The following is a 12,458-nucleotide window of genomic DNA, read 5'->3' as shown; positions in this document are numbered from 1 at the left end:
ATCGTCCGCCCCGAATGGAGTCATTGTGATGGATCGTCGTCATTTTCTGGCCCTGGCCGGCGCCGCCGCCGGTGCGGGCGTCGCCGCGCCCGCGTACGCCGCCGGCTACCCCTCTTACGACAGCGGCGTGCCCGCGGAGGCGCACGGCAAGCTCGGCGAGCTGGCCCCGTACGGCATCACGGCGCTGGCCTTCACGCCGTCCGGCGGCTGGGTGATCGTCACGCAGGACGGCCGCTACTTCGCCCGCGGCATCCCCGACGCCTGCTTCACCGAGCTGGGCGCGCTCGTCAAGGCCGGCCGGCGCATCCACTGCGTGGCCTTCCCGCCCGAGGGCGGCGACCGCTGGGTGATCACCACCGACAAAGGGATGTCGGCGCGCGGCCTGCCCGAGGAGTGCCGGCAGCGCATCGCCGCCTACTACGACGCCGGGCAGCAGGTCGTGTCCGTCGCGTTCCCGCCGGCCGGCGGCAACCGCTGGGTCGTGGCCGCCACGAACGGCTTCTACGCGCGGGGCGTGGACGACGAGTGCTACCAGATGATGCGCAACCTGACGCAGGGCGGGCGCCGCGTCACGCACGTCGCCTTCCCCAAGGCCAAGGGCTGGGTGGTCGTGGCGCAGGACGAGTATTTCGCGCGCACCATCCCCGACGCCTGCTACACCCGCATGAACACCCTGCACGGCGGCGGCTGGCAGGTGCACGCCCTGGCCTTCGCCCCGTCGGGCGGCTGGGCGCTCGCGACGCGCGGCAAGGTGCCGTCCCTGCCCGCCGACCGGGTCAGGCAGGTCGAGAACGCGGTCGCGGGCGGCACGATCTGGCAGCGGATGAGCGCGTACAAGACGCCCGGCGTCTCCGTCGCGGTGGTCACCGGCAACAAGATCACCTGGTCCACCGGCTACGGCTGGCTGGAGGCCGGCAGCGGCGCGGCGGCCCACCCCGAGACGGCCTTCCAGGCCGCCTCCATCAGCAAGGCGGTCGCGTCCGCCGGCGTGCTGCGCCTGCTGCAGACCGAGAAGATCGCCCTGAACGCGGACGTCCGCCCCCTCCTCAACTGGACCCTGTCGCGCCGCTCCTGCCTCACCTCGACCGCCGTGCCGACCATCGACCGGCTGCTCACCCACCGCGCCGGCGTCATCGGCCGCGGCTCCACCTCGCCCGCGGACGTCTGCTCCGGCTTCGACGCCGGGGGCGGCGGCTTCGCCGGCTACGGCCCGGGCGCCACCGTGCCGACGCTGCCGCAGGTCATGAACGGCGCGGGCAACTCGCCGAAGATCGAGCTGACCACCGCGCCCGGCGCCGAGTACCACTACTCCGGCGGCGGGTTCGTCCTGCTGCAGCGCATGGTGGAGGAGCAGAGCGGCATGCCGTTCGACCAGTACATGACCGAGCAGGTCCTCGCCCCGCTCGGCATGAAGACCAGCTCGTACGCCATGTCCCCCGGCTTCGAGCTGGCCGCGGGGCACACGACCACCGGGGCCGTCATCGCCGGCAAGCGCAACCGCTATCCCGAGTCGGCCGCCGCCGGCCTCTACACCACGGTCCTCGACCTGAGCCGCCTCATCTCCTACCTCAACCGGGCCTGGAAGGCGTCCGGCGACATCGCGGGCCCGCTGACCAGGGCCTCGGTGCGGACGCTGCTCAGCCAGGGCCCGCAGCCCGGCATGGGCCGCGGCCTGTTCATCGCGAACGCCGGCACCGACCGCTTCTCCTACACCCATGACGGCTCCAACTACGGCTTCAGGTCGCTGTTCCAGGGCTACCCGGAGCTGGGCGCCGGTTACGCGGTGCTCGCCAACGGCAGCAACACGGCCCTGGTGACCGAGATCGGCGCCGCCATCAGAAAGGTGTACGGCTGGTCGTGACCGTACGCGCTGGATCCCTCCCGTCCCATCCGTGATCTTCTCCTCGTCCGGAGGTCCCTCATGCATGCCGTCAACGTGGCCTTAGCCCTCGTCACCGCCTTCCCCGCGCACGCCGTCGCGCCCGAGCCCGACCCCGTCGCCGCCCTGCGCACCCTCCTTGCTCGCGGGGCCGGGGCGACGACCGAGTTCTACGGGCAGGCCTCCACCGACATCTCGCGGGAGGTGGTGCGGAACGGCAGGCGGACGTTCATCGGCAGCGGCATGGCGCTGCGCGGCACCGGCAAGGTCAAGCTGGGGCGAGCCGGCGTGGTCGCCTCCGAGCACGTCCGTCACCTCAGCATCGGCAACAGGCACCTGGTGGTGGACGAGGCCGCCAAGGACCCCTATTACGCCGGCCTACTGCCCACCGTGGGCACGCTGCGCTCGATCAGCGTGGGCGGGCGGCAGTACCAGCTCGCGCCGGGGAAGAAGTCGTGGGTGGGGGTCGGGCGGGCGAGCGGGGCCGCCGCCGCGTTCGGCGACCAGTTCATCAACGTGCTGGAGCCCGCCACGTTGCGCAAGCTGCTGTCAGGGAAGGTCAAGAAGACCGTGTCGTCCTGGCAGAAGGACCATACGACCGGCCGCCGCCAGCGCATCTACCACGTGACAGGGACGGTCACCCTCGAAGAGCTCTACCGCGTCTCGCCCAGCTTCCGTGAGGCGGCGGGGCCAGGGGCGAGGCGGGGAACGGCCGAGGTGACGTGGACGTACATGTACGACGACCGCGGCTGGCCGTACCGGGTCGGCTGGCGCTTCTACGCGCATCCCCGGCCGCAGGTCAAGGGGCTCGGCGACGACCGGATCCTGCGCGGGCACTTCGCCACCCAGTACCGGTACTGGGAGAAACCGATGCGGATCACCGCGCCCAAGGCGCGGCCGGGCCGGGGGCTGGCGACCGACGACCTCGCCGACGTCCTGAGCGCCCCCAAGCGCTGACCTGTACGGGATGTGCGCCGGCATCCCGCATGATCGCCTATCCGATCACAGAATGTCAGCATGATTACTCTCAGTCACGGGCATAACGCTCATCGTCTCACCAAGGGGCTACCTAGTCGGACATATGCCTAAGTGTCGGGGGAATCGGAGGCGTCGGCGATGCGGAACGGCGGCACCCTACTCATCAGCACGTGCGCGGTGGTGCTGCTCTGCACCGCCGCGTGCACGTCTTCGAGCGGCCCGGGCGGCCCTGGCGGCTCTGGCGGTCCTGGCGGCTCGCTTGAGCGGGCGCCCCTCCCGCCGCCCCAGCTGGTCATCACACCGGCGCACGGGGCCAAGAAGGTGCCGCCGGACACCGGGATCGGCGTCAAGGTCACCGGCGGCAAGATCACCGCGGTGTCCGTCGTCGACGCCAAGGGCCGCGCGGTCGGCGGCGCCCTGACCTCCGACGGGACGTGGCGGCCGACCTGGCCGTTCAAGCCCGCCGCCGCGTACACCGTGCGCGTCCAGGCCGCCGCGCCCGACGGCGGGAACGTGATCACTGAGCGGGCCGCGTTCACCACCCTGAAGCCGAAACGCGTGCTCGAGACCGGCATGTCCCCGCTCGACGGCGAGAAGGTCGGCATCGGCATGCCGATCCAGCTCCTGCTGTCGAAGCCCGTGACCACGCAGAAGGACCGCGCGGCCGTCGAGCGGTCGCTCACCGTCCACATGTCCAAGCCGGTCGAAGGGGCCTGGAGCTGGGTGAGCGACCGGGAGGTGCAGTACCGGCCGCGCATGTACTGGCCGACGGGCGAGAAGGTCACCGTGGTCGCCCACCTGGCCGGCCTGCGGATCGGCCGCGACCTGTGGGGCCTCAAGGACCGTACCGTGCACTTCACCGTCGGGCCCCGGCACATCACCACGATCAACAGCAAGACCCACCGGGCCGTCGTCCGTGACAACGGCAAGGTCGTCAAGACCATCCCGGTCAGCCTCGGCAAGCCCGGCTACGAGAGCTGGTCAGGCACCATGATCGCCCAGGAGAAGGCGCCCGACTTCCTCATGGACTCCGCGACCATCGGCATCCCGGGCGAGTACCTGCACCACACCAAGTGGAACGTCCGGATGACCTACAGCGGCATGTTCTTCCACGCCGCGCCCTGGTCGGTCGGCGACCAGGGCCGCCGCAACGTCAGCCACGGCTGCGTGAACGCCAGCACCACCAACGCCCACTGGTTCTACAACTTCACCCAGCGCGGCGACATCATCCGCGTCACGGGCACCTCGCGCAAACTGCGGTTCGGCAACGGGCCGACGCCCTGGACCAAGTCGTGGCAGGAATGGCTGGCCGGCAGCGCACTCAAAACCTCAACCGACGCCTGACCGGCCTTTCCTTAGGAGTGCCACGATGCTCACAACCATCACCGGCGTGACCGCCCTGGCCTGCGCCCTCACCCAAACCCCGGCCTGGAGCGCCGTACCGGCGGGCAACGCCCCGATGTGCGTCGCCGTCTGGCAGACGACCGGCCGCATCACACAGACCGGCTACGCCCGCAACGACTGCCGATCCCGCCTCCGCCTCAAAATCATCTGGGGAAGAGGCGGCGACGGCGACTGCCAGACAGTAGACCCAGGCAAGACCATCTCCTCCCAGGTGTTCAGGGGAGTACGCGCCTTCGACGGCGCGAACACCTGCTGACACGTGGGGCGTGGCCTCGTCCCGGCAGCCCCTGGTACTCCGGTGACATTTTGCGATCATGGTTCGGATCTGCGCTGGTAGTGGCAGCGTCGGGCTCTGGCTTGGCTCTTTTGACGAGCTCTGTCTCATCCACGATCAGGACACCGCCGGGGCCGAGCCGGTCGACAGCGAACGAGCGCACGTCATCATGCACGGCGACGGCGTCCCAGCGGGCGGTGCGCAGCAGCAGCCGCAGCGTCTGCGGGCCGTCGACGGCCGCGTGTCCGGCCAGGAAGTGTCGTCGGCCCGCCGCAGGCTGTCCCGTTACCGGCCGGTGCCGGCCGCGGCCTGGGCGAATGCCCGTACGCGTTGGGTCGCATTGCTTTTCAGCCACATGGCTCCCCACTGGATGGGCGGAGCGTCGTGCAGGGGAACGTAGGCGATGTCGGGGCGCGGATAGAACCGCACGACGTGTTCTCCCACGGGGAAAACGCCGCGGCCGGCCGCCACGAGGGTGAGCGTCTCGGCGAAGCTGTCGGCCCGCGGTCCTTGCGGCACCGGCTTGCCCGCCGGGGTGTGGGCGGGGGTCCTGGCGTCCTGGAACGCCTCAGGCGTGTCGGCGGGCATGCGGATCACCAGCTGGTCGGCGAGCGCCTCCAGCGACAACGTGTCGTGGCGGGCCAGTGGGTGACCGGCCGCCACGGCGAGCATGCGCGGCTCGGACAGCAGGACGGGGCCGGCGACCAGGTCGGGATGGGTGGCGAAGAGCAGGTCGGTGATCAGGATGTCGATGTTCCCCGAAAGCAGCCGTGTGAGCGCGTCGTGGACTTGTGTCTCGCGGAAGTGCACCTCGCAGTCGGGGTGCCGGGCGGAGAACGCGGCCACGGCCTTGAGCAGCAGTTGCCCGGCGATGGCGCTGAGGAACCCGACGTGCAGGTCGCCGGTGACGCCGCGCCCGGCGTCGATGGCCCGCTGCACCGCCTGCTGCATGCCTGCGGCGAGCGGGGCCAGGTCGTCGGCCAGTCGCCGGCCGATCGCGGTGAGCCGGACCTTGCGGCTGGTGCGTTCGAACAGCGGCGCGCCGATCATGCGCTCCAGCTTCTTGATCGTCTGGCTCACACTTCCGGTGCTGATCCGCAGCCGTTCGCCTGTGCGCCCGAAGTGCAACTCCTCGGTCAGGGTCAGGAAGACCTCGACCTCGTGGCGCTCCAGCATCACACACCCATCGTTTAGCTCACGTGAACGGTCTTAGCGTAATCGCCCGTTGATGCCCTCCACCCCTGGACGGGATGGTTGACCCACGCCACCACGCGTAACCTGCGCGATCAAGGTGGCGGCACCCTGTCGAATCAGCCAAGGAGCGATCGCGCATGTCCACCGAACGCAAGATCGTCACCGGTCTGTTCATCTCGCTGGACGGCGTGGTGGAGGCACCGGAACGGTGGCACTTCCCGTACGTGAACGAGGAGATGCACGCTGCCGTGGACGAGCTGCACACCCAGGCCGACACGTTGCTGCTGGGGCGGGTGACCTACGAGGCCTTCGCCGCCGTCTGGCCTTCCCAGACCGGCCGGCTGGCCGACACGATCAACGGGATCCGAAAGCTGGTCGCCTCCACCACCCTGCAGGAGCCCGGCTGGAACAACGCCGCTGTGATCGACGGAGACGTCGTCCCCGCGCTCAAGGACCTCAAGCAGCAGCCGGGCAGGAACATCAACCTTTCGGGCAGCATCAGCCTGACCCGCGCGCTGCTGGCGGCGGGCCTCCTGGACGAGTTGCGGCTGCTGGTGCACCCGATCGTGCTGGGCTCCGGACAGCGGCTCTTCCCCGACGGCATGACGCAGGTGCCCCTGTCACTCACCCGTTCGGCCACCTTCACGACCGGCGTGCTGGACCTGACCTACCAGCCCGGCTGACACCCCACCTCACAAGAACGGAAGACACCCATGACCAGCCTTGAGACCAAGACCCTTCCGGTTCCTGGAGCACAGCTGCACTACGAGGTCCGCGGATCAGGGCCCTTGCTGCTGATGATCCCAGGAGCACCCGCCGACGCCGGGGCGCTGGCCGGAGTCGCCGCCTGCCTTTCCGGCCATTACACCGTCGTCACCTACGACCAGCGCGGCATGTCCCGCAGCTCCCTGACCGGCGCGGCCGAGGACCAGAGCGTCGCGGCCTTCAGCCGGGACGCGCACCACCTCCTCGCCACCCTGACCGGCGAACCTGCCTACGTGCTGGGCAACAGCGGTGGCGCGCTCACCGCCCTCGATCTGGTCGCCCGCCACCCGGACCAGGTGCGTGCCCTGATCGTGCACGAGCCGCCGATCCCCGAGATCCTCACCGACGCCGCGCACTGGCGAGCGGTGTTCCAGGAGGTGCACGACATCTTCCGCAGCCAAGGCGCAGGGGCCGCGATGGGCAGATTCATCACCACCGTTGACGGAGAGGACAGCGTGCCTCCAGCCATGCCGGACTTCTCACAGATGCCGCCCGAGGCACTGGAGATGATGGGCCGCATCCAGGGGAACCTCGACCACTTCCTCGGCCACGTGCTGCTGCCGGTGCTGCGCTTCCAGCCCGACCTCGCCGCGCTGCGTGCCGGCCGGGTGCCGATCGCCGTCGGTGTGGGAGCCGCCTCGGGCCAGGGGGTGCCCGTCAAAGCCGCCATGGAGCTGGCGGACCGCCTCGGCGTCAAGGTGGTTGAATTTCCCGGCGATCACCAGGGACTGGCCATCGACCCCGCCACCAGCGCAACGATCATCCACGAGACCTTCGCTCGCATCGATCTGGCAGGTTCCGCCGCAGGGTGATCCGCCGGCCGGCCTTCTTCTCGACGGGGACGATGTCGGCGGCGCCTTCGTAGCCCAGGCCGGCCGGGCTCGGCAGGTCCGAGCGGACCGCGGCCAGGGCGGTGACGACGCCTATCTCCGGCTCTACGTCGGGTGGTGGCAGGTCCGGGGTAAGGAAGCGGTCCGCCGCGCGCCCTGGCGGGGGTCAGTCGCGGGCGCCCTGGAGGAGGCTTTCCAGGCGTTGTTCGACGGCGGCGAGGCGTTCGGTCAAGGGGCGGCTGTGCAGGAGGTCGGCCACCTGGTCGGCTTCCTGCTGGTCGAACTCCACGGTGGCGATCGGGGTGTCGGGGACCTGCCGGTCGTACACGATGAGGGAACGCTGTCCCGTCGGGCTGATGATCACCGCGAGGTGGTCGCCTCGGCGGGTGTCGAAGTGGCGGACGACCCCGCCGCCTGGGACGGGGGTGTGGGTGATGTTCACCGGTGGGTGTCTCCTTCCTTGAGGCGTACGGCTGCCGCGGGACGCGGGGCTCCCTGCGCCGGACGCGGGCGACCAGACCGGGCAGGTCGGCCAGGTCCTGTCGGCCGACCTCCCGGCGCGGCTCCGCCTCGGCGGCGCTGGTGGTCGCCGTCAGCGGGTCGTCCGGCGTCGTCGCGTACCGGACGGAGTCGTCCACGGACGCCACGGCGGTGGCCTTCCGCGCGCCCCCGCTTACCAGCTTGGCCGCCGCCCGCGCACCGGCACCATTGGGCTCAGCACCCATCTGCACGGGTGAACACCATGCAGAGGCATGGCCCCTGACAAGGGGTCCTACGGACGGAAGCGTTCCCGTTGGGGCGCGCGTCGGCGCGTGCGGAGGGCTAGCGGACGCGGATGAAGACCGGGTTGGAGTAGAACCACAGGTCCTCCCAGGGACTTTCCTTCCCGTCGGCCTGCGGCTCCATCTCGTCGGTGCTGGTGCCGCGCACCCGCAGGTAGCTGTCGTGCCCGACGTCGCGCAGCGTGTACCGGATGACGCGGTCCTGGCCCTGGCGGCGCCAGTCGTTCGGGCCGAAGCGGGCCACGACCTTGGTGGTGGGGTTGGTGTCGGCGTCCAGGTTCGAGCTGACGCCGGTGACCTGGCCGACGATGAGGTCGACGCGCCGCACCTCGGGGTGGTCGCCGTTGCCGTTCTTGCCGTCCAGCGGGCGGAAGCGGATCTCCACCTCGACGTCGTTGCGGCCCCGGTTGGTGACGACGAGCGTCTCGCTGACCGTGGCGCTGCGGCCCTGGCTGCTCGCGGTGACGTCGAGCGCGGTGATCAGGTCGCCGGTGGTGACGAAGATCCGGCCGTTGCGCAGGGCGTCCATGATGTCGCCGTAGTCCTGGCGGGCGGCCACGTACGTCTTGCTGTACTCGCCGGGCCAGAAGTCGGAGCCGCCGCGGGTCCAGTGCACGTGCGAGTCGGAGGTGGCGGTGATCCACCAGTGGCGTCCCTCGCCGAGCAGGGAGTCCCACAGTCCGCCGACGCGGGCGGTCATCTGGTCGAAGCCGCCGTACGTGGGGTGGTTGCCGTAGCCGCCTCGGGCGCCGCCGTTCAGCGGGCCGGCCTGGTGCCCGGGAGCGCCCTCGAAGCCGACGTACACGTCGGGGGCGGCGTTGTTGCCGTTACGGAACTCGCGCGGCGTGTCCTGGCCCCACACGCCGAGCCCGGTGGCCGACCGGGAGGCGTGGTGGGCGATCACCAGCGGCTTGCGCGGCATGCCGCGGGCGGCCTTGAGGAACTCCACCATCTTGGCCTCGGTGTCGCGGCCTGGGTCGTTCGGGAAGGCGTCGAACTTGGCGAAGCGGCTCTCCAGCTCGAACAGCTGCTGCGCCTCACCGTCGTGGTGCGGGATCATCAGCGTGTGGTGGTCGAGCGCGGGCGCGTCGAACTCCATGCCCCAGAACTGCAGCACCTCGGGCACCAGCACGCGCGAGCGCAGCAGGTCGGGGTAGGCCTGCTCGAGGTTCACCTTGGAGTGCGTGGGGCCGCCATGGTCGGTGCACATCGCCCAGGTCAGGCCGAAATGCTTGGCCATGATCGCGTTGGTGACGATCGGGTAGACGGCGTCCGCGCCCTTGTGGAAGGTGGGCGGGTTCGTCTTGGTGTCGAACTCGCCGCTGTACTCGGAGTGGACGTGGTGGTCGCCGGCCCGCCACATGCGGCCCTTGTTGCCGCCGTTGCCGAACCTGCGCTCGTCGTCGGCCTGCGCGGGGGTGCCGCCGACGAGGGGTGCCGCGGCGGCGAGCGTCGCGCCGACGCCCGCGTACTTGACCAGCCGGCGGCGGGAAAGCCCGGAGTGCTCGGTCTCCTCGGCCTTCTTGTTCTTCACAGTGCTGCCTTTCCTGCAAATAAGGGTGACAGCCGACAAACCTCCAAGACGGGCATGAACGCCTCATGAACCACCATCGGCGGCAGCGAGAACAGTGCACGCAGGGCGAAAAGCGTTTGAGGAGGTACGGGGGCGCCGGTTAGCGTGCCGCTCATGACCCCCCTCGTACGGCACCGCCTGACCCGCGAGCAGACCGGCCCCGCGCTGCGCGCCTTGAGCGAGTGGACCCCGGCCGACCTGCCGGGCGGCGGCCTCCATCCTGGCGACGTGGGCTGGTACCTCCGCTTCGACGACGCGGTCGTGCACCTGTGGAGCGCCGGCGGGACGCCGGTGGCCGTCGGGTTCCTCGACGGGCACGTGCTGCGCGTGACCGCCGCGCCGGAGGCCGACCTGGAGGCCGTCGCGGCGGACGCCGAGGAGGTGCTGGGGCCGGACGACGACCGTACGGACGGGCTGCCCATGCCCGGATGGACACGCGACACGGACGAACCCTGGACCGCGCTGACGTGGACCCCGCGCCCGGTCACCACCCGCGCCGAGCTCGTCGGCCCCGGCACCGCCGCCGACCGGGTGCTGGTGCAGCGCGCCGCGTTCGCCGGCTCCACGTTCACCGTCGAGCGCTGGCAGGCGATGAAGGGCTCGCCGGCGGGCGGGCTCCTGGTGGAGACGCTCGTCCGCACCCCGTCGGGAGCGCCCGCCGCCGCCGCGACCGGCTGGTTCGCCGGCGAGGGCAGATGCGGGCTGCTCGAACCGGTCGGCACCGACCCCGAGCACCGCGGCCACGGCTACGGCCGCGACGCGGTGCTGGGCGCCTGCGCCGCGCTCGCCGAGCGGGGCGCGAGCGCGGTCGCCGTCGTCACCCCGTCGTCCAACGAGGGCGGGGTGGCGTTCTACCGCTCGGTCGGCTTCACCGTCGTCCGCGAGAACCTCGACTGGGCACGCGCCTGACGAAAACGCGCCTCGACGGGCCGAAGGTCCTCTGGGGTGTGCGGGTTTTCGGCCCATCGCCCAGCGGCGGGAATGAGCGCGGCGGGCCCGTTGTTGATCTCGGGCATGGCTGATCAGAGCGTTGAGCTGAGCCCCACCGACTGGGTACGCGACCAGACGAAGAAGATCCTGGAAGCGGGCACCACCGAGGTGGCCGACATCCACGGCTTGAAGGTGGTGCTGCTGACCTTGCGCGGCGCCAAGACCGGCAAGCTGCGTTACACGCCGCTCATGCGGGTGGAGCACGAGGGCGGCTACGCCGTCGTGGCCTCCAATGGCGGCGCCGCCGAGCACCCGACCTGGTACCACAACCTCAAGGCCCACCCGGAGATCGAGCTCCAGGACGGCACCGTCACCCGCACCTACGTCGCCCGCGAGGCCGACGGCGACGAGCGGGCGGCCTGGTGGGAGCGGGCGGTCGCCGCCTTCCCGCCCTACGCCGAATACCAGGAGAAGACCGACCGGCTGATCCCGCTGTTCGTGCTCGACCCGAAGTGAAGGTGACCGCCGCCGTCGCCCGTCCGGCACTAGGAGGCGACGGCGGCGGAGCTCATCAGGTGCCGGCGTTCATCAGGTGCCGGCGTTCATCAGGTGTCGGGGTGCTCAGGTGTCGGGGTTCTCAGGTGTCGGCGGCGAGCGCGCCGACCGTCACCCGCCACTCGCGCAACCGGCGGTCCTTGGTGACGTCGAGCTGCGTGTAGGGGTCCTGCTCGACGAGCGCCTGCGCCGCGCTCTCGTCCTCCGCCCGCAGCACGATCATGCCGCCCGCCAGGTCCGTGTACGGGCCGGCGGCGACGAGGCTGCCCTGCTCCCTGAGCTTCTCCAGATGGGCGACGTGGTCATCGCGGCGCTCGGCGCGCAGCGGGGTGTCGTGGTAACCGTAGGTCAGAACGAACAGTGCCATAACGGGCTCATTCCTTTCAGCGTTGTACCTGTCAGCTCTCCAGCCCGTACACCCGTCGGGCGGTGCCGGCGAAGACCGCCTCCTGGTCGCCGGGCGGGAGGTGGGCCAGCGCGTCCTTCCACGCGCCGACCAGTGGGGGCATGGTGGTCCAGAGCTTCTCCACGGGGAAGTTGGTGCCGAACATGGCGCGCCCGGCGCCGAACCGGCCGATCACCTCGTCGGTGACGAGCGAGATGAGGCCGGGGTCCACCCGGTGCACGAACGTGCCCTGCCCGGTGAGCTTGACGACGACGTTCGGCAGCCCGGCCAGCGCCGCCAGCCCGGAACGCCACGACCGCACGTACGCGTCGCCGATGAGCATGCCCGCGTGCACGAGCACGAACGTGACCTCGGGAAAGTCCCCCACCAGCTCGGCCGCGTCCGCCATCTGCTCGGGGAAGACCTGCAGCTCGAACAGCCAGCCGAGACCGGCCAGCGCGCCGACGTTCTTCCTGAACACCGGGTCCTTCATCCGGTCGGGGGCGTCGGCGAAGCGGAACTCGGGGCGCTCGTGCCAGTGCAGCTGCTGCCGGACGCCCCGCACCAGCGGAGTGAGGGCGGCCTGCCGCCGCATGACCTCGGGGGCGTCGTCGGCGAACATGTCGGCCGCCGCGACGACCGCCGTCGGCCAGCCGCTCCGCTCGTGCACCTCGCGCAGCCAGCGCACCTCGTCCTCGACCCGGTCGAGCGGCCAGTTCGTCTGCACGTAGACGGACTGGGCGATGCCGCAGGCGGTGGCCTCGGCGACGTACTCGTCGATCAGGTAGTCGCGCCTGATGGGCTCGTACGGGCCGAAGATGCGCGGCACCATCGGCCCGGACAGCCACGGCTGGTCGGCCACCCGCCAGATGTGGTGGTGCGCGTCGACGATGGGGCCCGTGTACATGA

General features: G+C 70.7%; 13 protein-coding genes. 8 read left to right on the top strand and 5 right to left on the bottom strand.

Annotated features, from left to right (window positions below):
* Positions 1-28 precede the first annotated feature (28 nt).
* The 4 genes from AB0K12_RS28315 (at position 29) to AB0K12_RS28300 (ending at position 4,517) form a co-directional block, all read left to right on the top strand.
* A complete protein-coding gene (locus AB0K12_RS28315) occupies positions 29-1,861 on the top strand; it encodes a serine hydrolase domain-containing protein (RefSeq protein WP_364567470.1) in 1,833 nt (610 codons plus the stop codon).
* A 60-nt stretch (positions 1,862-1,921) separates the two neighbouring features.
* Positions 1,922-2,836, top strand: a complete 915-nt coding sequence (locus tag AB0K12_RS28310; RefSeq protein WP_364567467.1) for a hypothetical protein — start codon at positions 1,922-1,924, stop codon at positions 2,834-2,836.
* A 132-nt stretch (positions 2,837-2,968) separates the two neighbouring features.
* Complete coding sequence (locus AB0K12_RS28305; protein WP_364567464.1) at positions 2,969-4,201, top strand: Ig-like domain-containing protein; 1,233 nt, start codon at positions 2,969-2,971, stop codon at positions 4,199-4,201.
* Positions 4,202-4,226: 25 nt separating this feature from the next.
* On the top strand, positions 4,227-4,517 hold the full coding sequence (locus tag AB0K12_RS28300; RefSeq protein WP_364567461.1) for a hypothetical protein: 291 nt from the start codon (positions 4,227-4,229) through the stop codon (positions 4,515-4,517).
* A 303-nt stretch (positions 4,518-4,820) separates the two neighbouring features.
* Here AB0K12_RS28300 and AB0K12_RS28295 read toward each other — a convergent pair whose 3' ends face one another.
* Positions 4,821-5,711, bottom strand: a complete 891-nt coding sequence (locus AB0K12_RS28295; protein ID WP_364567526.1) for a LysR family transcriptional regulator — start codon at positions 5,709-5,711, stop codon at positions 4,821-4,823.
* 155 nt (positions 5,712-5,866) lie between these two features.
* Here AB0K12_RS28295 and AB0K12_RS28290 point away from each other — a divergent pair, with 155 nt between their 5' ends.
* Both AB0K12_RS28290 and AB0K12_RS28285 read left to right on the top strand, forming a co-directional pair.
* Positions 5,867-6,412, top strand: coding sequence for a dihydrofolate reductase family protein (locus AB0K12_RS28290; RefSeq protein ID WP_364567458.1), 546 nt, complete (start codon positions 5,867-5,869; stop codon positions 6,410-6,412).
* 30 nt (positions 6,413-6,442) lie between these two features.
* On the top strand, positions 6,443-7,306 hold the full coding sequence (locus AB0K12_RS28285; RefSeq protein ID WP_364567455.1) for an alpha/beta hydrolase: 864 nt from the start codon (positions 6,443-6,445) through the stop codon (positions 7,304-7,306).
* A 184-nt stretch (positions 7,307-7,490) separates the two neighbouring features.
* Here AB0K12_RS28285 and AB0K12_RS28280 read toward each other — a convergent pair whose 3' ends face one another.
* Both AB0K12_RS28280 and AB0K12_RS28275 read right to left on the bottom strand, forming a co-directional pair.
* Positions 7,491-7,766, bottom strand: coding sequence for a hypothetical protein (locus tag AB0K12_RS28280; RefSeq protein ID WP_364567452.1), 276 nt, complete (start codon positions 7,764-7,766; stop codon positions 7,491-7,493).
* A gap of 380 nt (positions 7,767-8,146) precedes the next feature.
* Complete coding sequence (locus AB0K12_RS28275) at positions 8,147-9,640, bottom strand: phosphoesterase (RefSeq protein WP_364567449.1); 1,494 nt, start codon at positions 9,638-9,640, stop codon at positions 8,147-8,149.
* Between the two features lie 153 nt (positions 9,641-9,793).
* On the opposite strand from AB0K12_RS28275, the gene AB0K12_RS28270 reads away from it, so the two are divergent.
* Both AB0K12_RS28270 and AB0K12_RS28265 read left to right on the top strand, forming a co-directional pair.
* Positions 9,794-10,588 (top strand): GNAT family N-acetyltransferase, encoded by a 795-nt coding sequence (locus AB0K12_RS28270; RefSeq protein WP_364567446.1) that lies wholly within the window; start codon positions 9,794-9,796, stop codon positions 10,586-10,588.
* 105 nt (positions 10,589-10,693) lie between these two features.
* The gene (locus tag AB0K12_RS28265; protein WP_364567444.1) at positions 10,694-11,125 is read left to right on the top strand and encodes a nitroreductase family deazaflavin-dependent oxidoreductase; all 432 of its coding nucleotides are present in this window, start codon (positions 10,694-10,696) and stop codon (positions 11,123-11,125) included.
* 121 nt (positions 11,126-11,246) lie between these two features.
* Here AB0K12_RS28265 and AB0K12_RS28260 read toward each other — a convergent pair whose 3' ends face one another.
* Both AB0K12_RS28260 and AB0K12_RS28255 read right to left on the bottom strand, forming a co-directional pair.
* Complete coding sequence (locus tag AB0K12_RS28260; protein WP_345385207.1) at positions 11,247-11,531, bottom strand: YciI family protein; 285 nt, start codon at positions 11,529-11,531, stop codon at positions 11,247-11,249.
* Between the two features lie 31 nt (positions 11,532-11,562).
* Positions 11,563-12,456 (bottom strand): amidohydrolase family protein, encoded by an 894-nt coding sequence (locus AB0K12_RS28255; protein WP_364567440.1) that lies wholly within the window; start codon positions 12,454-12,456, stop codon positions 11,563-11,565.
* Positions 12,457-12,458 lie beyond the last annotated feature (2 nt).

This window comes from Nonomuraea sp. NPDC049419, from assembly GCF_040676995.1.
In the GTDB taxonomy this organism is placed as follows: domain Bacteria; phylum Actinomycetota; class Actinomycetes; order Streptosporangiales; family Streptosporangiaceae; genus Nonomuraea; species Nonomuraea salmonea.
The sequence above is the reverse complement of the archived record's forward strand: the minus strand, read 5'-3'. Positions and strand labels throughout refer to the sequence as shown.

Excerpts from the sequence above, each read along its gene's own strand:
- AB0K12_RS28315 (WP_364567470.1), top strand. The coding sequence starts at position 29 with ATGGATCGTCGTCATTTTCTGGCCCTGGCCGGCGCCGCCGCCGGTGCG.
- AB0K12_RS28310 (WP_364567467.1), top strand. The coding sequence starts at position 1,922 with ATGCATGCCGTCAACGTGGCCTTAGCCCTCGTCACCGCCTTCCCCGCG.
- AB0K12_RS28285 (WP_364567455.1), top strand. The coding sequence starts at position 6,443 with ATGACCAGCCTTGAGACCAAGACCCTTCCGGTTCCTGGAGCACAGCTG.
- AB0K12_RS28300 (WP_364567461.1), top strand. The coding sequence starts at position 4,227 with ATGCTCACAACCATCACCGGCGTGACCGCCCTGGCCTGCGCCCTCACC.
- AB0K12_RS28265 (WP_364567444.1), top strand. The coding sequence starts at position 10,694 with ATGGCTGATCAGAGCGTTGAGCTGAGCCCCACCGACTGGGTACGCGAC.
- AB0K12_RS28260 (WP_345385207.1), bottom strand. The coding sequence starts at position 11,531 with ATGGCACTGTTCGTTCTGACCTACGGTTACCACGACACCCCGCTGCGC.
- AB0K12_RS28270 (WP_364567446.1), top strand. The coding sequence starts at position 9,794 with ATGACCCCCCTCGTACGGCACCGCCTGACCCGCGAGCAGACCGGCCCC.
- AB0K12_RS28295 (WP_364567526.1), bottom strand. The coding sequence starts at position 5,711 with ATGCTGGAGCGCCACGAGGTCGAGGTCTTCCTGACCCTGACCGAGGAG.
- AB0K12_RS28290 (WP_364567458.1), top strand. The coding sequence starts at position 5,867 with ATGTCCACCGAACGCAAGATCGTCACCGGTCTGTTCATCTCGCTGGAC.
- AB0K12_RS28255 (WP_364567440.1), bottom strand. The coding sequence starts at position 12,456 with ATGTACACGGGCCCCATCGTCGACGCGCACCACCACATCTGGCGGGTG.